The organism is Acinetobacter sp. BMW17 (assembly GCF_001592855.1).
GTDB lineage: Bacteria > Pseudomonadota > Gammaproteobacteria > Pseudomonadales > Moraxellaceae > Acinetobacter > Acinetobacter johnsonii.
Genome location: NZ_LSOD01000022.1, coordinates 1 through 17,280, shown reverse-complemented (window position 1 = coordinate 17,280; position 17,280 = coordinate 1). Strand labels below are relative to the sequence as shown.

16 protein-coding genes and 1 pseudogene are annotated in these 17,280 nt (G+C 43.6%); 14 read left to right on the top strand and 3 right to left on the bottom strand.

Annotation, left to right across the window (positions count from 1 at the left end):
- Nucleotide 1: 1 nt before the first annotated feature.
- The 3 genes from AXW61_RS06405 to AXW61_RS06395 are packed head-to-tail and all read left to right on the top strand — an operon-like array spanning nucleotide 2 to nucleotide 4,558.
- Nucleotides 2–823, top strand: coding sequence for a 3'-5' exonuclease (locus tag AXW61_RS06405; protein ID WP_062033396.1), 822 nt, complete (start codon nucleotides 2–4; stop codon nucleotides 821–823).
- A gap of 6 nt (nucleotides 824–829) precedes the next feature.
- Complete coding sequence (gene rlmD, locus AXW61_RS06400; protein ID WP_062033394.1) at nucleotides 830–2,218, top strand: 23S rRNA (uracil(1939)-C(5))-methyltransferase RlmD; 1,389 nt, start codon at nucleotides 830–832, stop codon at nucleotides 2,216–2,218.
- A gap of 33 nt (nucleotides 2,219–2,251) precedes the next feature.
- Complete coding sequence (locus AXW61_RS06395; protein ID WP_062033391.1) at nucleotides 2,252–4,558, top strand: bifunctional (p)ppGpp synthetase/guanosine-3',5'-bis(diphosphate) 3'-pyrophosphohydrolase; 2,307 nt, start codon at nucleotides 2,252–2,254, stop codon at nucleotides 4,556–4,558.
- A gap of 39 nt (nucleotides 4,559–4,597) precedes the next feature.
- Here the strand turns inward: AXW61_RS06395 and AXW61_RS06390 are convergent, their stop codons facing one another.
- The gene (locus AXW61_RS06390; RefSeq protein ID WP_062033388.1) at nucleotides 4,598–5,365 is read right to left on the bottom strand and encodes an SDR family oxidoreductase; all 768 of its coding nucleotides are present in this window, start codon (nucleotides 5,363–5,365) and stop codon (nucleotides 4,598–4,600) included.
- Between the two features lie 118 nt (nucleotides 5,366–5,483).
- Between AXW61_RS06390 and mazG the strand changes: the two genes are divergently transcribed.
- The 9 genes from mazG (at nucleotide 5,484) to yjgA (ending at nucleotide 12,126) form a co-directional block, all read left to right on the top strand.
- A complete protein-coding gene (gene mazG, locus AXW61_RS06385; protein ID WP_062033385.1) occupies nucleotides 5,484–6,245 on the top strand; it encodes a nucleoside triphosphate pyrophosphohydrolase in 762 nt (253 codons plus the stop codon).
- 18 nt (nucleotides 6,246–6,263) lie between these two features.
- Nucleotides 6,264–6,662 carry a ComEA family DNA-binding protein gene (locus AXW61_RS06380; RefSeq protein WP_062033382.1) on the top strand — a complete coding sequence of 133 codons (399 nt, stop codon included), beginning with the start codon at nucleotides 6,264–6,266 and terminating at the stop codon, nucleotides 6,660–6,662.
- Nucleotides 6,663–6,799: 137 nt separating this feature from the next.
- Nucleotides 6,800–8,269, top strand: a complete 1,470-nt coding sequence (gene pcnB, locus AXW61_RS06375) for a polynucleotide adenylyltransferase PcnB (protein ID WP_062033379.1) — start codon at nucleotides 6,800–6,802, stop codon at nucleotides 8,267–8,269.
- Entirely contained in the window at nucleotides 8,266–8,754 is a 489-nt protein-coding gene (gene folK, locus AXW61_RS06370; protein ID WP_004692303.1) for a 2-amino-4-hydroxy-6-hydroxymethyldihydropteridine diphosphokinase, read from the top strand. Before pcnB ends, folK begins: the two co-directional genes overlap by 4 nt.
- Nucleotides 8,755–8,790: 36 nt before the next feature.
- Nucleotides 8,791–9,600, top strand: a complete 810-nt coding sequence (panB, locus tag AXW61_RS06365) for a 3-methyl-2-oxobutanoate hydroxymethyltransferase (RefSeq protein WP_062033375.1) — start codon at nucleotides 8,791–8,793, stop codon at nucleotides 9,598–9,600.
- A 3-nt stretch (nucleotides 9,601–9,603) separates the two neighbouring features.
- On the top strand, nucleotides 9,604–10,446 hold the full coding sequence (gene panC / locus AXW61_RS06360) for a pantoate--beta-alanine ligase (protein ID WP_004979164.1): 843 nt from the start codon (nucleotides 9,604–9,606) through the stop codon (nucleotides 10,444–10,446).
- 26 nt (nucleotides 10,447–10,472) lie between these two features.
- A complete protein-coding gene (gene rapZ / locus AXW61_RS06355; RefSeq protein WP_004692298.1) occupies nucleotides 10,473–11,324 on the top strand; it encodes an RNase adapter RapZ in 852 nt (283 codons plus the stop codon).
- Nucleotides 11,321–11,590, top strand: coding sequence for an HPr family phosphocarrier protein (locus AXW61_RS06350; protein WP_010325935.1), 270 nt, complete (start codon nucleotides 11,321–11,323; stop codon nucleotides 11,588–11,590). The genes rapZ and AXW61_RS06350 overlap by 4 nt, the downstream gene beginning before the upstream one ends.
- A gap of 2 nt (nucleotides 11,591–11,592) precedes the next feature.
- On the top strand, nucleotides 11,593–12,126 hold the full coding sequence (gene yjgA / locus AXW61_RS06345) for a ribosome biogenesis factor YjgA (RefSeq protein WP_005400753.1): 534 nt from the start codon (nucleotides 11,593–11,595) through the stop codon (nucleotides 12,124–12,126).
- 76 nt (nucleotides 12,127–12,202) lie between these two features.
- On the opposite strand, the gene AXW61_RS06340 is transcribed toward yjgA, so the two are convergent.
- On the bottom strand, nucleotides 12,203–13,846 hold the full coding sequence (locus tag AXW61_RS06340) for an acyl-CoA synthetase (RefSeq protein WP_062033372.1): 1,644 nt from the start codon (nucleotides 13,844–13,846) through the stop codon (nucleotides 12,203–12,205).
- Between the two features lie 508 nt (nucleotides 13,847–14,354).
- Here AXW61_RS06340 and thrS point away from each other — a divergent pair.
- Both thrS and infC read left to right on the top strand, forming a co-directional pair.
- Nucleotides 14,355–16,277 (top strand): threonine--tRNA ligase, encoded by a 1,923-nt coding sequence (gene thrS, locus AXW61_RS06335; RefSeq protein ID WP_004692292.1) that lies wholly within the window; start codon nucleotides 14,355–14,357, stop codon nucleotides 16,275–16,277.
- Nucleotides 16,278–16,282: 5 nt separating this feature from the next.
- Nucleotides 16,283–16,834 carry a translation initiation factor IF-3 gene (gene infC, locus AXW61_RS06330; protein ID WP_050796974.1) on the top strand — a complete coding sequence of 184 codons (552 nt, stop codon included), beginning with the start codon at nucleotides 16,283–16,285 and terminating at the stop codon, nucleotides 16,832–16,834.
- A gap of 61 nt (nucleotides 16,835–16,895) precedes the next feature.
- Here infC and AXW61_RS06325 read toward each other — a convergent pair.
- A pseudogene (locus tag AXW61_RS06325) lies at nucleotides 16,896–17,186 on the bottom strand (Hsp20 family protein); the annotation flags it as partial.
- Nucleotides 17,187–17,280: the final 94 nt, after the last annotated feature.

Here is a 17,280-nt window from a genome sequence, read left to right as displayed (position 1 = left end):
TATGCGTTTACCTGTTCTCACCTTTGATATTGAAACAATGACTGACTTGAGATCGGGGGCGCATTTATATGGTTTAGATTTGCCTGAGGCTGATTTGGAGGCGGCACTGACCAAGTTGCGTCGCCAAGAGTCAGGCATGGATTTTCAGCGTTTAGCATTGCATGAAATTGTGTGTATTTCAGGCTTGTGGCTGGATGACCAAGGCCAGATGAAACTTTTTTCTTTTAGCCGTGAGCAATATTCGGAAGCAGAAATCCTCAGTAAGTTTTTATCTATATTTGATAAGCGTTTACCGACTTTAGTGAGCTGGAATGGCGCTCAGTTTGACTTACCTGTAATTATGCTTCGTGCTATGTATCATGGTTTAACTGCACCTGCTTTGTTCGATCAGGGCGAAATTGACACACAAAAGCGCTATAATAACTATCAGAACCGTTATCATCAGCGTCACATTGACCTGATGGATGTGATGGCAATGTTTAATGGACGTCATTTCCAAAAGCTAGATGATGTTGCCCATTTATTGGGGTATCCCGGTAAACGAGGCGATGGAGCTTATCATGTACCTGAATATGTTCGGGCACAGGAATGGCGCAAACTCACCAGTTATTGTGAAGGTGATGTACTAAATACATGGCTGGTGTATTTGCGTTGGCTCTTACTCAAAGGGCAATTGCTAGCTCAAGACCACCGTCATTTTATTCATCAAACCATCCAGTTTTTACAGGCTCAACCGCAGCATCAAGACTTTTTGTCGGTGTGGCGTGAGACCTCACAGCAGACGGCTTTTACCGCTGCCGATTTTTCCCCTTCCCATCTTTAGGTACACATGAAACATAGAGCCAAACCTCGTCCAACTCAACAGCCCAGTTATATTTTTCAGGTTGAGTCACTTTCGCATGAAGGACGCGGCATAGCGCACTATGGTTCGCATCCAGACCATCCTGTGGACAAGCAGGGTAAAAAAGTCTTTATTAGCTATGCGTTGCCGGGTGAAACGGTTAAAGCGCAGATTACCCATGTAGTAAAGCGTTTAGAGGAAGCCGATGCTATTCAACTCCTCAGTGAAGCCTCTACTTTTCGGGTTGAACCGAAGTGCCCGCATTTTAAAAGCTGTGGTGGCTGTAATATGCAGCATATTCATCCCGATGAACAAATTCGCTTAAAGCAAGATGTGCTTAAATCACATTTGCAGCATTTTGCGGGGATTCAACCTGAAGAGTGGTTGCCGCCTTTGCGCTCTTTACGTGAAGACTACCGTCGTAAAGCACGCATTGGGGTGCGTTATTTGCCACATAAAGACCAATTGGTCGTGGGTTTTCGAGAGCGTCAAACCAATAAACTGACTTCAATTGATCGTTGTATGGTCTTAGATCAAGAGTTTGGTTCAATCACACGCTTGAAGCAGTTACTCCAAAGTCTAACAGCCAAAGCAGCCATTGGTCATATAGAATTGGCCATGGGGGATTGTGACATCGCCCTCACGGTGCGACATACTGAAAAATTAAACACAGAGGATGTCAACCGATTAAAACAATTTGCGTTAGACAGAGGGTGGCAATTGTATTTACAAGCTGCTGGCCCAGACAGTCTAAAGCGTATGGATGATGAACATGCAGAGATGCGTTTACATTATCGTTTAAATGATTTTGATGTGGCATTTGGATTTAACCCACACGACTTTACTCAAGTAAACTCAACCATTAACCCGCAAATGGTGAAATTGGCATGTGACTTGCTAGATTTAAAACAAGGAGAACGTGTTCTCGATTTGTTCTGTGGTCTAGGAAATTTCTCTTTGCCTTTGGCTCGATGCGTGGGCGCAACAGGACAAGTGGTTGGTGTTGAAGGCAGTGAAGAAATGGTTCAACGTGGTGCAGAAAATGCGGAACGTAATGCTCTTCGCCAGTTGAAGTTCTTTTCACAAGATTTAACAAAAGATTTCTCGCATCATTCTTGGGCAAATCAAGGATTTGATGCATTATTGATAGATCCTCCGCGTGCAGGCGCAGAGGAAATAATGCATTATATGCCTAACTTTGGTGCAAAAAGAATCGTTTACGTGTCGTGTAATCCAGCGACACTCGCAAGGGATGCGGGGCTGTTGGTACAGCAGGGTTATCGATTAGTCAAAGCCGGTGTGATGGACATGTTTACCCACACAGGCCACGTTGAGTCGATAGCATTGTTTGAAAAAGATAATGAGATAAACGATTAAAGAATATGAAGCGTAAAAGTGTAGGAGAAGGGTATGGTCACAGTACGTGAGCAACTACCTGGGCGACTCAATGAGTTGTCTCAGGAGGCGACTGTAGAGCATGCCGAACAAGCTCAACATGATTTGGCTGAATGGTTAGATCGTGTTCGAAGCATATTAGATGGTGCGAAGCTTGAGCAACTCGAAGAAGTTGCCAATTTGACTTTACAAAAAGAGTTAGAAACCACGGTTAATCATCGTTCCAATACCTTTTATACCGGTATTGAAATGGCGGATATTCTGGCCCATCTACATGTCGATGAAGACACCTTGGCTGCTGCGATGCTCTATCGTGGTGTACGTGAAGGCGTGATTCCTTTGGCAGAAGTACACGAGCATTTTGGCGAACAAGTGCATGCACTGGTCAAAGGCACTTTGGCCATGGGTAAGTTGTCCGACCTCATTGAGCAGAATAAACGCCTCGAAGATCATTTTAATAACAATCAGCGCGAGCACTTAAACGGCATTTATAAAATGTTGATTTCGGTGACGGAAGATGTGCGTGTTGTATTAATTAAACTGGCCGAACGTACCTACGCACTGCGTGAATTGGCGACATCGTCCAAAGAGCGTCAAGAGCGTGTAGCACGAGAAATCTTAACCATTTACTCACCTCTGGCACATCGTTTAGGGATTGCACAGTTAAAGTGGGAACTGGAAGATTTAGCCTTTCGCTATTTAGCACCTGATCGCTATAAAGAAATTGCGACGCTACTGAATGAAAAGCGACTGGAGCGTGAGCAATATATTCAGTTTGTGATTGATACATTGCGTGCATCCTTGACTGAGCATGGTATTGAAGCTGAAATTAGCGGCAGGGTAAAACACATTTATTCGATTTATCGAAAAATGAAAAGTAAGAACCTGAGCTTCGATCAGCTCTATGACATTCGTGCCGTTCGAGTCTTGGTTAAAACCGTACCTGAGTGCTATCACTCGCTGGGGATTGTGCATCAAATTTGGCGGCATATACCGCATCAGTTTGATGACTATATTACCAATCCGAAAGCCAATGGTTACCGCTCACTGCATACGGCTGTGATTGCGGAAAACAAATCACTGGAAGTTCAGATTCGTACCAAGAGCATGCATGAAGAAGCAGAGCTTGGGGTGTGTTCGCACTTTAACTATAAAGAGGGCGGTAAGAATACCGATCGCTCTTTTAACCATCGTTTACATTCATTGCGTGCAGTACTTGAACACTATCAAGAGCGCAATGATGCGAATGTACATAAGTCGGATGAAGACTCTGAAAATTTTGAGCAAATTCAGGATTTTGAAGACTTTGAAAAGATTTATGTCTTTAGCCGTGATGGCGATATTAAAGAGCTCCCACGTGGTTCGACCGTACTCGACTTTGCTTATCATGTGCATACTCAAGTCGGTAATAAGTGTTATGCCGCGCGAGTGAATCAGCGCTATGTTCCGCTGACTTATACCTTAAAAACGGGTGAGCAAGTTGAGATTTTAACCAAGAAAGACCGTGAGCCAAACCGTGATTGGTTGGTGAACTCTTTAGGTTATATCAAGACGGCACGTGCGCGTGACAAGCTGCGCCATTGGTTTAGACAACAAGACCGCAGCAAAAACTTGGAAGTGGGCCGTGACCTGCTCAACAAAGAACTTTCACGTTTAGCAATTCACCCAAAAAGTATTGATTTGAATGATTACTGCAATCATTTCAATGTTAAAGCGGGTGAAGATATTCTGATTGCACTGGTCAATGGTGACATTAGTCTGCATGCCTTGATCAATCAGGTGAACCGCCATATGCATTTGGATCAGGACGAACCTGAACTGGTACTGAAGCCGACGTTGAATCCACGTGCTAGTCATACCTTGTCAGCACATGGCATTCTGATTGATGGTTTAGATAACGTTGAGCTGCATGTGGCGCAGTGTTGTCAGCCTGTACATGGTGAGTCAATTGCGGGTTATATCACCTTGAACCGTGGGGTGAGCATTCACAAAGTGGCATGTCCTGACTACTTACGCATGATTCAAAATGAACCTGAGCGTGCAGTAGAAGCTGATTGGGAAATGCAGCCAACGCGTGGTCAGAGTGTACAGATTGTGGTGGAAGCTTATGATCGCCGTGGTTTGCTCAAAGATTTGACCCAAGTGATTTTCTCCGATCAAATCAATATTCGTCAGGTCAACACCATCTCTGAAGCAGACGGTATTGCCAATATGAAATTGTTGATTGAAGTTAAAGGTTTATCGCAACTATCAAAACTGTTGGCACGATTGGAGCAACAACCAGGCATTATTAGTGCGCGTCGTTTGGTACAAGGTAACTAAGCGAATTGAAAAAAAAGCCTGCAATTGCAGGCTCTTTTTTTATTTAGAAAGGTACAAGTTGGTTAGGCGATTCAGAAATTGGGGACTGATTTTACTCAGTTGAAATAAAAGCTTGGCTTTGGCACCCACGGCTTGATGGGTTGCAGTGAGTGCCGTATCTTTTGCAACAGCACGTTGAAAAACGTGTTGCGCTACATCTTCTGCAGTTAAGTGTACCCCCATGTTTTGAATACTCTTCGCTTGCATATCTTGCACCATGGCAGTTTGTACGAATAGCGGCATAACATCTAATACGCGAATGCCATATTTCTGCCATTCGGTATCTAAGCCTTCGGTGATACCGCGTACTGCAAACTTACTGGCAGAGTACGAGACCAAATCAGCTTGACCATAGATGGCTGAAGCCGATGAAAGGTTGATGATGCGGGCAAAATTCGCTTGTTTGAGATAGGGCAATGCAGCATGGCAGCCATTCAGTACACCATTAACATTGATCGAGATGGTTTTGTGATGTGCGCTGATCTCTGTGTGTTCAAAAGGCCCTGAGAATAGAATTCCTGCATTATTGACCAAAACATTGAGCTCGCCCGCCCATGCGACAAACTCGGCTAAAGCAGTTTGCCAATCTTGATAGTTGGAAACATCGAGCTGTCCTGCTTTGGCATTTGGGCCGAGGCTAGCTGCCAGCTGTTCGGCTTGCGCGCTATTGATGTCATAAATCCCGACTTTGTAGTGATGTGCATAAAATAAGCGGGCGATGGCCGCACCAATACCTTGGGCTGCACCGCTAATCAAAATACTGCGCATTGAAACTGCTCCTTGTTGCTCTTTTTCTTGATCTTATTGTTGTGATTGGATTGAGCATAACAAATGAATGCCGTCATAATGTAATTTTTATCAATTTGATTTTTGAAGAGAGATAAACATGGAACAATTGCTGAACGTGATGCGTGAATTACGTGAAAAGTGTCCATGGGATCAACAGCAAACCCCAGAAAGTTTAACCCGCTATGCCATTGAGGAGGCTTATGAAGTTGAAGCAGCCGTGCGTTCAGGTAAAGCTGATGAGGTGCGTGATGAGTTGGGTGATTTACTGCTACAGGTGGTGTTCCAGTCACAGATGTATACCGAGCAAGGGGCTTTTAATTTTCAAGATGTGGTCCATGCCATCACAGAAAAACTGATTCGTCGTCATCCCCATGTTTTTCAAGCACAGCAGTTTTCAGCTTTGTCTGCCGAAGATGTAGGCGAGCTTTGGAAGCAAATTAAACAACAGGAAAAACAAGGTAAGGCACAGTCACGATTAGACAGCATCAAGCATGGCCCAGCCTTACAACAAGCGGAACAGATTCAAAAAAATGCAGCACGGATCGGTTTTGACTTTCCAGATGTAGCAGGTGCTTATACCAAGCTTGAAGAAGAATTAGCTGAATTGAAACATGCGGTTCAACAGCAAAATTCCGATGAAATAGCAGATGAATTTGGCGATTGTTTATTTTCAATGATCAATGTTGGACGTAAACTGGGTGTCTCAAGCGAAATGTCGCTTTTGAGTACGATTCATAAATTTCGCACTCGTTTTGCTTTCATTGAAGATCAAGCTTTGCAACAACAAAAAAAGATTGAGCAGATGTCTTTAGAAGAAATGGATCAACTGTGGGAGCAAGCCAAATTACAACTGAAATAATAAAAATGGTGGCTTGAATTGATAAAAATAAAAGTAAGTTTGTTGATCATTGCGTTGTTATTACTGAGTTTATTGGCTTGGGTGCCCAGTGGTTATGCACAGTCTTTTGATCAGAACTATCTGAACTGGAAAGCAGAGCAGCAGGCGTGGGATGATCGTACTCAAGCCCCCAAGAGCGTGAAACGTGCTGTGTCGCCTGTTCAGGCCCAACCTGTGTCGAACGCAAATAAAATTAGTTTAAATCAAGCCAGTGTTGATCAATTGCAGCAACTTCAGGGTGTGGGTTTAAAAAAGGCCCAGGCAATCGTGGCCTATCGCCAGAAACAAGGGCCATTTAAGACCATAGATGAGTTACAACAGGTGCGCGGTATTGGACCAGCGATTTTTGCAAAAAATAAAGCCCGTTTAGGCTTGTGAAAAAAGCAGTGTCATTTATTGGTGAATTGATCAGAATCCTGCTTTGCTTTCGATAATCAAATTGCCCTTTGATTGTGTTAGATATATGATTAGCGTCATCTTAGAATTTTACGTTTAGGCGTAGGAGACAGCGGCTTTTGCAAACTTTGCGCGCGTCAAAATGTGGTTTATCAACCGCTCAATTACCTTCTTACATTTTAGATGTGATCGATGCATTAACTAAGGCAGGCTATGAAGCGTATATCGTCGGTGGCGGTGTCCGCGACATGATGCTTGGCCTAAATCCCAAAGATTTTGATGCAGTGACGAATGCAACACCGTCACAGGTAAAAGAAGTTTTCGGACGACGTTGCCGTATTATCGGGCGCCGTTTTGAGCTGGCTCATGTCTATTCAGGTCGTGAGTTGGTTGAAGTTGCAACTTTCCGTGCACCACCGAAGAAAGAAGTCACCTCTGCACAAGGCATGATTTTGCGTGATAACAATTGGGGTACGATTGAGCAAGACTTTGCCCGCCGCGACTTTTCAATTAATGCAATGTACTATCAGCCACGCAAGGGTGTTGTCTTAGATTTCTGTCATGCTGTGGATGACATTAAAAATAAAACCTTACGTCTACTAGGCGATGCACAAACGCGTTTTGAAGAAGATCCTGTGCGAATGCTTCGGACTTTACGTTTTGCCGCAAAATTAGGCTTCTCAATCGATCAGCAAATTCTCGACGTTTTCACCTTGGAAATGACACAGTTGCTGCGTGATGTATCGCCGCACCGTTTATATGATGAATCTCAGAAGCTGTTCACGATGGGGCATTTAAATCGTGTGCTGCCAATGTTGATCGATTTCGGCATTTGGAAGCAGTTATTTGCAGATATCCAACCGAATATCACCCCATTTATTGAACGTGCTGCTAAAAATACCGATCAGCGTATTCAAGTGGGCAAAACCATTAACCCTGCATTTTTCTATGCGGTGTTGTTATGGAAGCCGTTCTTAGAGCGTTGTGAGTTTTATAGCAGTAAAGGTGTGGTTGCGGCTGAAGCGCGTGCACAAGCAGGACTTGATGTATTAAAACGCCAAGCCACGCGGACTATTATTCCGCGCTTTGCCGAAACCTTTATTCGTGAAGTGTGGGAAATGCAAACGCGTTTACTCAACCCGAAAGCACAGCAAATTCAAGCCTTATCTAGCCATGCACGTTTCCGTGCAGGCTTTGACTTCTTGTTGCTTCGCGAAAAATCCGGTGATGAGGGTACGCTCGGCATGGGACAGTGGTGGGACGCCTATCAGTTGATGAGCACCGATGAAAAAGAACGTGCCATCAGCCAATATAACCGCCAACGTGCAAAATCACGTCGCAGTGGTAAAGCAAGTGCTGAAGAAGCGGCGATTGCCAAAACGGTAAGTCATGAAATTGAGCCTTTGGTGCAAGAGCAAGAATCACGCAGTCGCCGTGCACGTAAACCGAAGCAACACGCTGAAGCCCGTACCCCGACTGGTAAGGGAACAGGTCACAGCTCAACCGAGATTGGTGTAGACCACCCAATTTTAAAACGTAAACGTGTTCAGCGTGATTTAAGCAGCGTGATTTTTGGGCCGACACAATGAGCATCGTCACGTACATTGGTCTAGGTAGTAACTTAGGCGACTCTAAAGTGATTTTGACTGAAGCGGTGCACAAGTTGGCTAGTCTTGGCGATGTGAAGATCTCCAAGCTGTATCAAAGCCCACCGATGGGGCCGCAAGACCAACCCAATTATTTAAATGCCGTGGTGCAACTCAGCACAAACTTGGCACCGTTGGCTTTGCTGGATGAGCTGCAACGTTTTGAACAAGAGTCGGGACGTGTACGTTTACGCCATTGGGGTGAACGTACTTTAGATTTAGATTTACTGATCTATGCAGAAGAGAAAATTCAGCATGAACGCTTAACTGTGCCACATGTCGGTGTGATGGAGCGTGATTTTGTGTTGATTCCATTGCTGGATTTAGACCCCAATTTACACATTGATGGTATTGCGTTGAAACAGTTGCCTGTTGTACAACAACCCACGTTGAGCGTACTGGATGCAGGCAATTGGGCAGAGATTTAATTTAGCCGAGCTAAAGATGTTGAAAGGAATAGTTTGATGATTAGTTTAAATGACTTAAGAAAATTTAAAGCAGAAGGTCGCAAATTTTCCTGCCTGACTTGCTATGATGCAAGTATGGCAAAGGCAATGGAACTTGCTGAAATTGATACCATTTTAATTGGCGATTCGCTCGGTATGGCCATTCAAGGTCGTGATTCCACTTTGCCTGTTACAGTTGAAGATATGGCTTACCATACCGCAGCTGTACGCCGTGGTAACCAGCATGCCTTGATCATGACTGACTTACCGTTTATGAGTTATGCCACCTTAAATGATGCTTTGCAAAGTGCAAAAGTAGTGATGCAAGCGGGCGCGCAAATGGTCAAAGTCGAAGGCGGTGCGTGGCTGGCTGAAACGGTTCAGGTTTTGACACGCAACGGTATTCCTGTATGTGTACACTTAGGTTTAACTCCACAGTCTGTACATGTGTTTGGTGGCTATAAATTACAAGCACGGACACGTGAAGCGGCAGACCAACTGATTGCGGACTGCCAAGCGGTGGTTGATGCAGGCGCTGCGGTGTTGTTATTAGAGTGTGTGCCTGCGCAGCTCGGTAAAGAAATTAGTGAGTTGTTCCCACATGTACCTGTCATTGGTATTGGCGCAGGTGTGGATACCGATGGTCAAGTCTTGGTAGTACAAGACATGCTTGGACTGACTTTTGGTCGTGTTGCAAAATTTGTGCGTAACTTTATGAAAGAACAAGCAGGGGAAACGGCGATTTTGGATGCCTTCAAGGCATACCATGCAGCGGTGCTAGATAGCTCATTCCCTGCGAAAGAACAAACATTCCAAGTCGAGCTGTAAAACATGAAAACTGAAACCACGATCCAAGGCCTATCAGCATCATTGAACCCTGCGCGAACAGCTCGAAAAAGTATTGGTTTCGTCCCGACCATGGGGAACTTGCATCAGGGGCACTTGAACCTTGTGCGCGAAGCGAAAAAACTCTGTGATGTGGTTGTAGTTAGTATTTTTGTGAATCCTATTCAATTTGGACCCAATGAAGATTTTGACAGTTACCCACGCACCTTGGAACAAGATCAGCGCTTGTTGGCCGAGGTTGGTTGTGACATCGTGTTTGCACCATCGGTTGAGCAAATGTATGGCAACAGCCCACGTTTGACCAATATTACTGTTTCAGATATCACCAATGATTTGTGTGGTCTACAACGCCCAGGTCATTTTGATGGTGTCGCCGTTGTGGTGACGAAACTGTTCAATATTGTGCAACCTAATTTTGCTTTCTTTGGTGAAAAAGACTATCAACAGTTGGCTGTGATTCGTCAGTTTGTTCGTGATTTGAATATGCCGCTTGAAGTGATGGGTGTGGCAATTGCACGTGCAGAAGATGGTTTGGCTTTAAGTTCACGTAATGGTTATTTAAGCGAAGAAAACCGTCAAAAGGCACCGACCATTTATCAAAGTTTAAAAGCGGCAGAACAGTCGCTACAAACTGGTACCGCTTTAGCGGATGTGTTAGCAAATATAAAGGCGACATTGACACAGGCTGGTTTTGTTGTGGATTATGTGGAAGCACGCACACCTGCATTGCAGAAATTGGATGCGTTTGACCAAGATGTGGTGCTTTTTGTTGCGGCAAAACTCGGGGCAACTCGTTTAATTGATAACTTGAAAGTGAAACATATTTAGGCAAGCTCACCTCTCAAAGGATTAAGATGAAGCGCATTTTAATTGTTACAGGACAGTCTGGTTCGGGTAAATCCTCTGCATTACAAGTATTGGAAGACCTCGGTTATTACTGTATTGATAATTTGCCTTTGGCCTTACTCCCAGAGATTGTGGCTAAACTGGATCGGGAAAATAACCTTGAGCAGTTGGCGCTTGGTGTGGATGTACGCAGTACACGTGCAGATTTGCAAGAGTTCGACTTGGTGTTTGAACAATTGCAAAGGCATGGTACGGTCGATATTATTTATTTGACCACGCGTGACCAAGAGCTGATTGCGCGCTTTAGTGCTTCACGTCGTCCGCATCCGTTGGCGACACGCTTTCAAAGTTTGAATCAGTGTATTCAAGAAGAGAAAACCCTTTTATTACCGATTAATTTGCGCTCAACTGTGCATATTGATACCACCGATAAAAGTGTGCACGATTTAAAGCATACCTTGCTGTCAAAATTGGGGCAGTCAGATAACCTGATTTTGATTTTGCAGTCTTTTGGCTTTAAACACGGTATTCCGTTGGATGCTGACTATGTGTTTGATGTTCGACATTTACCGAATCCGCATTGGGATTTAGAACTGCGGAAGTATTCAGGACTGGATGCCCCTGTGCAAAAATTTTTGGAACAAAGTGAGCAAACGCACGAAATGTTCCAAGATATTTATAAGTTTTTAGATAAATGGTTACCAGCTTTTGCTGAAGGGCATCGTCACTATATGACCGTGTCAATTGGTTGTACGGGTGGGCAGCATCGCTCTGTATATATTGTGGATAGACTAAAAAAAGCCCTTGAGGCAAAATGGTCTATTCAGGTCCTCCATCGAGAAATGAAGCACTGGGCATGATTGACACAACTGTTGACGTAATTAATAAACTAGGGTTACATGCGCGTGCATCTGGCAAGCTCATTGAAGTGACCACCAAATTCCGTTCTTCAATTCAAATTGGAAAAGGAGACAAATTGGTGGATGCCAAAAATATTATGTCCCTCCTGATGCTAGGCGCAGGAAAGGGCACCACTTTACGCTTGGTGCTTGAAGGCGCAGATGAAGAACAAGCTTTATCTGAGATTCAGGCACTATTTGCAGCAAAATTTTACGAGGCAGATTAATCGTGGCACGTCGACCGCATAGTTTTACTGAAGAAGACTTTGAATCTTTAGAAGGACGTGCAAGTAAAACTGAACAGAAAAAAGCCGTACAACGTATGGCATCTTTAGGTTCTCAACTTGCAGAGTTGAACACTAAACAAATTCAAAACTTACCTGTTGAAGAACGTTTGATTGAAGCCCTTTTGGATGTGAAACTGATTACATCAAATGAAGCTCGTCGTCGCCAATTTTTACGCATTGGTAAGTTGTTGCGTAATGAAGATGAAACGGTGATTTTGTCTTATTTGACACCGCAACAAGGCGCGAAAAAAACTGCTCAATTGCAGCGTTGGGTTGATCGTATGATCAAAGATGGTGATGTGGTCATTAATGAGTTTTCCAAAACTTATAATGCTGCGGAACGTCATACCATTCGTCAGCATGTATTGCGTATTCACCGTGATATGAAACAGCAGGCTGATGAAGAACAACTTAAAGCTTCACGTTTGAAGTTGTTTAACTACATCCAGCAAGTGGCTTTAATTTCAGATAATTAAGTCATTTAGACATAAAAAAGCGACCTTAACGGTCGCTTTTTTTTGAGAATATTTGCTTGTATAGACTGCTGAATATTTAGCTAAACTCGCCCGTTGCACGCTCTTTGGCCCAATCGCGTAGAACAAATTTCTGTAACTTGCCTGTCGACGTTTTTGGAATTTCTGTAATCACTACATCTTTCGGGACTTTAAAACGTGCCAGATGTTGCTTACAGAATTCAATGATTTCCTCAGGTGTGATTTCTTTACCTGCTTTGAGCTCAATAAATGCACAGGGCACTTCTTGCCAGCGAGGATCGGGTTTTGCGACCACCGCAGCCGTTAAAATAGCAGGATGTTGATAGAGAATTTCTTCAACTTCTAGTGATGAAATATTCTCACCTCCAGAAATAATGACATCTTTAGAGCGGTCAGTAATTTTGGCATAGCCATCAGGTTGGCAAACGGCAAGATCGCCTGTATGGAACCAACCACCAGCAAAGGCTTCTGCCGTGGCTTCAGGGTTTTTGAGATAACCTTTCATCACAATGTTACCTCGGAACATAATTTCACCCATAGTTTGACCGTCATGCGGTACAGGTTGCATCGTGTCTGGATCCAGCACTTTCATACCATCTTGCAGTGGGTAAGGTACACCTTGGCGTGAGTGCAACTGCGCTTGTTCCTGAATAGATAAGTCAGACCAACCCGCTTGAGAGGCACAAAGCGCAGAAGGTCCATAGGTTTCAGTCAGTCCATAAACATGGGTGACATTTATACCAATATGGCGCATGCCTTCAATGATTGCAGCAGGAGGTGCAGCACCTGCCACCATCACTTCAACGCGATGCTCAAAGTGGATCCGTTGCTCTTCAGGGGTGTTGATCAGCATGGATAGCACAATTGGCGCACCACAGAAATAATCGACTTTATGCTCAGCGATGACTTTGAAAATGAGTTCAGGGTCAATTTTACGTAAACAGATATTGGTGCCCCCATTGGCTGCCATGGTCCATGCAAAGCACCAGCCGTTACAGTGAAACAGTGGTAAGGTCCACAAGTAGGTCGCACGAGGTGTCATGCCACAAGCAATGATGTTACTGGCTGCATTGATATAAGCCCCGCGGTGATGATAGACCACCCCTTTTGGGTTACCTGTTGTTCCCGAGGTGTAATTTAGGCTAATGGCATCCCATTCATCTTGAGGTAAATGCCACTCAAAGTTTTCATCGCCTTCGGTTAACCAGTCTTCATACTCGATTTGACCAATGGGAGCTGCAAAACAGTTTTCGTACTCAGCATCATCTACATCAATCACGAAAATATCGCGTCCGACCAAAGCCAAGGCTTCTTGTGCAACCGATGCAAACTCAGGATCGACCAAAAGGACTTTGGTTTCTGCATGATCAAGCATAAATGCGATGGTTTTGGCATCTAAGCGCGTGTTCAATGTGTTGAGCACAGCACCTGCCATTGGGACTGCAAAATGTGCTTCGATCATTGCAGGGACATTGGGCAGCAAAACAGAGACAGTATCGTTTTTTGTGATTCCCAATTTTTGTAACTGTGAGGCAAATTGGCGACAGCGAAGGTAAGTTTCACGCCATGAAATATGACGGTGGCCATGAATGATGGCATCTTGATGGGGATAAATATAGGCAGCTCGTTCTAAATAACGTAGTGGTGACAAAGCCACAAAGTTTGCTGGGGTTCTTGGTAGTTCGTCATAAGCGCTGACCATGTTTATCACTCCAAATTCAGTATTATTTTTCCATTGCTTAAAAGATATGCATTTTTCAGCCATCTTGCATTTATGCTTTAGTCGAGTTGCGCTTTTTAGATGAATTTATTGAATTTTTTTGTTTAGTTTATCTAAACTGAATCTGTGAATTCTGTGTGATATAAACCCTTTTAGTTAGATTTTAGCCTGCTTTTTAAGCAAAATGTGTATGCTTGTGTTACTGCATTGTTCAATAAAAAGTGACCGATACGGTCATTATAAAATGTAGCTATGAGGATTGCGGCACATCAATTCCCTCATTTTAGTGATGCTGTGGGACTGGCAAATGAATTCAAAATGCGCCGAAACGTGAATTTTCTAGGGGAAAAGGTTTAATCCTGTGGATAACACGTGTAAAATTCGACTGATTTTATTTATCCACCGTTTTTATCTTTTGAGGTTTTACCTCGATCATAATCTCGCGGTGACATGCTCCATGGTACGGGGCATCACTCCTTAAGGATTTTTTATGCCAATTATCACTTTGCCAAATGGCGATCAAAAACAATTTGATCAAGCTGTATCTGTGATGGACGTTGCACTGAGCATCGGTCCTGGTCTTGCGAAAAATACAGTTGCAGGAAAAGTCGATGGTCGTTTAGTCGATGCATCTGACTTGATTACCACGGATGCCAGCCTTCAAATTATTACGCCTAAAGACGAAGAAGGTGTCGAAATCATTCGTCACTCTTGCGCTCACTTGGTGGGACATGCGGTGAAGCAATTGTTCCCTGAAGCGAAAATGGTGATTGGTCCTGTCATTGAAGATGGCTTCTATTACGATATTTTTAGCGCAAAGCCATTTACGCCAGAAGACATGGTAGCCATTGAAGAGCGTATGAAAAAGCTCATCGATCAAGACTATGATGTCATCAAAAAAATGACACCACGTGATGAGGTGATTGCAGAATTCACAGCGCGTGGTGAAGATTATAAATTACGCTTGATTGCAGACATGCCTGAAGAAACAGAAATGGGCTTGTACTACCATCAAGATTATTTGGATATGTGCCGTGGTCCACACGTGCCAAATACTAAATTTTTAAAAGCATTCAAGTTGACTAAAATGTCAGGCGCTTACTGGCGTGGTGATGCGAAGAATGAACAGTTACAACGTATTTATGGTACAGCGTGGGCAGACAAAAAACAGCTTGCAGCTTATATCAAACGTATTGAAGAAGCTGAAAAGCGTGACCACCGTAAAATTGGTAAAGCTTTAGACCTGTTCCATATGCAAGAAGAAGCACCAGGTATGGTGTTCTGGCATCCAAACGGTTGGACCATTTATCAAGTACTTGAACAATACATGCGCAAAGTACAACAAGATAATGGCTACCTCGAAATTCGTACCCCACAAGTGGTTGATTTCACGCTTTGGGAAAAATCAGGCCATGCTGCTAACTATGCTGATGGCATGTTCACGACGCATTCAGAAAGCCGTAACTATGCAATTAAACCGATGAACTGTCCTTGTCACGTACAAGTGTTCAACCAAGGTTTAAAATCATACCGTGATTTGCCAATTCGTTTGGCTGAGTTCGGTTCGTGTCACCGTAACGAACCATCGGGTTCATTGCATGGCATTATGCGTGTTCGTGGCTTTACTCAAGATGATGCACACATTTTCTGTACCAAAGAGCAAATTGGTCAAGAAGTGGCTGACTTCATTCAACTGACTTTAGATGTATATAAAGACTTTGGTTTCGAAGAAGTACAAATGAAGTTGTCTACACGTCCAGAAAAACGTGTGGGTGATGATGCACTTTGGGATATGGCTGAAAAATCTTTAGCAGATGCTTTAGATGCTGCTGGTTTGGAGTGGGAACTTCAACCAGGTGAAGGCGCATTCTATGGTCCGAAAATTGAATTCTCACTGAAAGACTGCTTAGGCCGTGTATGGCAATGTGGTACAATCCAATGTGACTTCAATTTGCCAGAACGTTTAGATGCGTCATATGTCACTGAAGACAATGATCGTGATCAACCTGTAATGTTGCACCGTGCAATACTTGGCAGTTTTGAACGTTTTATTGGTATACTAATCGAACACTATGCGGGCTTTATGCCACCTTGGTTAACACCAATCCAAGCATGTGTGATGAACATTACCGATTCACAAGCGGAAGCATGTGAGTCAGTCGTCGCTAAACTTAAAGAAAACGGTCTCCGTGCGATTTCAGACTTGAGAAATGAGAAAATCGGCTTTAAGATTCGTGAACGTACATTAGAGCGTATTCCTTACTTACTGGTACTTGGGGACCGTGAGGTAGAGGAAGGTACAGTGAACGTGCGTACCCGCTCTGGAACAAATTTGGGTACTATGTCAATCGACGCTTTCGTTGACCTAGTAAAAGCAGCCGTTGCCGAACGCGGCCGGTACATTGTGGAGTAACAGCGATTAAACAGCCTGACCGTAATCAACAGGGCGGTAACAAATCAAACCGTCCTGCTTTGAATGATGAAATTCGTGCGAAAGAAGTCCGTCTTGTAGACGAAAATGGTGAGCAAAAAGGTATTGTTAGCTTGGCAGAAGCATTACGCGCTGCTGAAAGTGTTGAGCTTGATCTTGTTGAGATCGTAGCAAACGCTGAACCGCCTGTTTGTAAAATCATGGACTTCAACAAGCATTTGTTTGATCTAAAGCAAAAGCAGAAAGAAGCGAAGAAAAAACAGCATCAAGTACAGGTGAAAGAAATCAAACTCCGCCCGGGTACTGATGTTGGTGATTACAACGTAAAACTACGTGCAATCACTAAGTTCCTTGAAGAAGGCAACAAAGTAAAAATTACTCTTCGTTTCCGTGGTCGTGAAATGGCGCACCAACAGCTTGGTTTGGCTCAACTTCAAAAAGTTGAAGCAGATGTGGCTGAAATTGGTGTTGTTGAGCAATCACCAAAAATGGAAGGTCGTCAAATGGGTATGTTGCTTGGTCCTAAAAAGAAAAAGTAATGATTCATTGATCTTAAAAAAAGCACTGCCTATGCAGTGCTTTTTTTATTTTGTTGATTGACTATGCCGAAGTGTTTTCAGTTGTTAATTTCTTCTGTCCGATTGGAATTCGGCATGGCGCTTTTTCTTCTGGAACAATCCGTTGTAGCTGGATGGTGAGTAAACCATTTTCATAATTGGCCTCTTGTACTTCAATGTGTTCATCTAAACGTAAAGATAATTTAAATGAACGCTGTGTGATGCCTTTATGCAAGAACTCAGCATGATTGTCTTTGGTCTGATCAGCATGTTGACCTGAAATATTAAGTACCTGATTCTCTAAGTCAATCGTGAGCTCATCTTGGTTAAAACCAGTGTTAGCGGCAGTGTAAAAATAACCCCCTAACGGCATTTAAAAACTGACCCCCTTGGTTAATATAGCGGTCATTTTGGACTGCTCAACATGT

What these genes read in the sequence shown, in the direction of transcription:
- thrS (WP_004692292.1), top strand. Translation starts at nt 14,355, where the DNA reads ATGCCAATTATCACTTTGCCAAATGGCGATCAAAAACAATTTGATCAA.
- rlmD (WP_062033394.1), top strand. Translation starts at nt 830, where the DNA reads ATGAAACATAGAGCCAAACCTCGTCCAACTCAACAGCCCAGTTATATT.
- AXW61_RS06395 (WP_062033391.1), top strand. Translation starts at nt 2,252, where the DNA reads ATGGTCACAGTACGTGAGCAACTACCTGGGCGACTCAATGAGTTGTCT.
- mazG (WP_062033385.1), top strand. Translation starts at nt 5,484, where the DNA reads ATGGAACAATTGCTGAACGTGATGCGTGAATTACGTGAAAAGTGTCCA.
- AXW61_RS06405 (WP_062033396.1), top strand. Translation starts at nt 2, where the DNA reads ATGCGTTTACCTGTTCTCACCTTTGATATTGAAACAATGACTGACTTG.
- rapZ (WP_004692298.1), top strand. Translation starts at nt 10,473, where the DNA reads ATGAAGCGCATTTTAATTGTTACAGGACAGTCTGGTTCGGGTAAATCC.
- panB (WP_062033375.1), top strand. Translation starts at nt 8,791, where the DNA reads ATGATTAGTTTAAATGACTTAAGAAAATTTAAAGCAGAAGGTCGCAAA.
- AXW61_RS06340 (WP_062033372.1), bottom strand. Translation starts at nt 13,846, where the DNA reads ATGGTCAGCGCTTATGACGAACTACCAAGAACCCCAGCAAACTTTGTG.
- AXW61_RS06350 (WP_010325935.1), top strand. Translation starts at nt 11,321, where the DNA reads ATGATTGACACAACTGTTGACGTAATTAATAAACTAGGGTTACATGCG.
- panC (WP_004979164.1), top strand. Translation starts at nt 9,604, where the DNA reads ATGAAAACTGAAACCACGATCCAAGGCCTATCAGCATCATTGAACCCT.
- folK (WP_004692303.1), top strand. Translation starts at nt 8,266, where the DNA reads ATGAGCATCGTCACGTACATTGGTCTAGGTAGTAACTTAGGCGACTCT.
- AXW61_RS06390 (WP_062033388.1), bottom strand. Translation starts at nt 5,365, where the DNA reads ATGCGCAGTATTTTGATTAGCGGTGCAGCCCAAGGTATTGGTGCGGCC.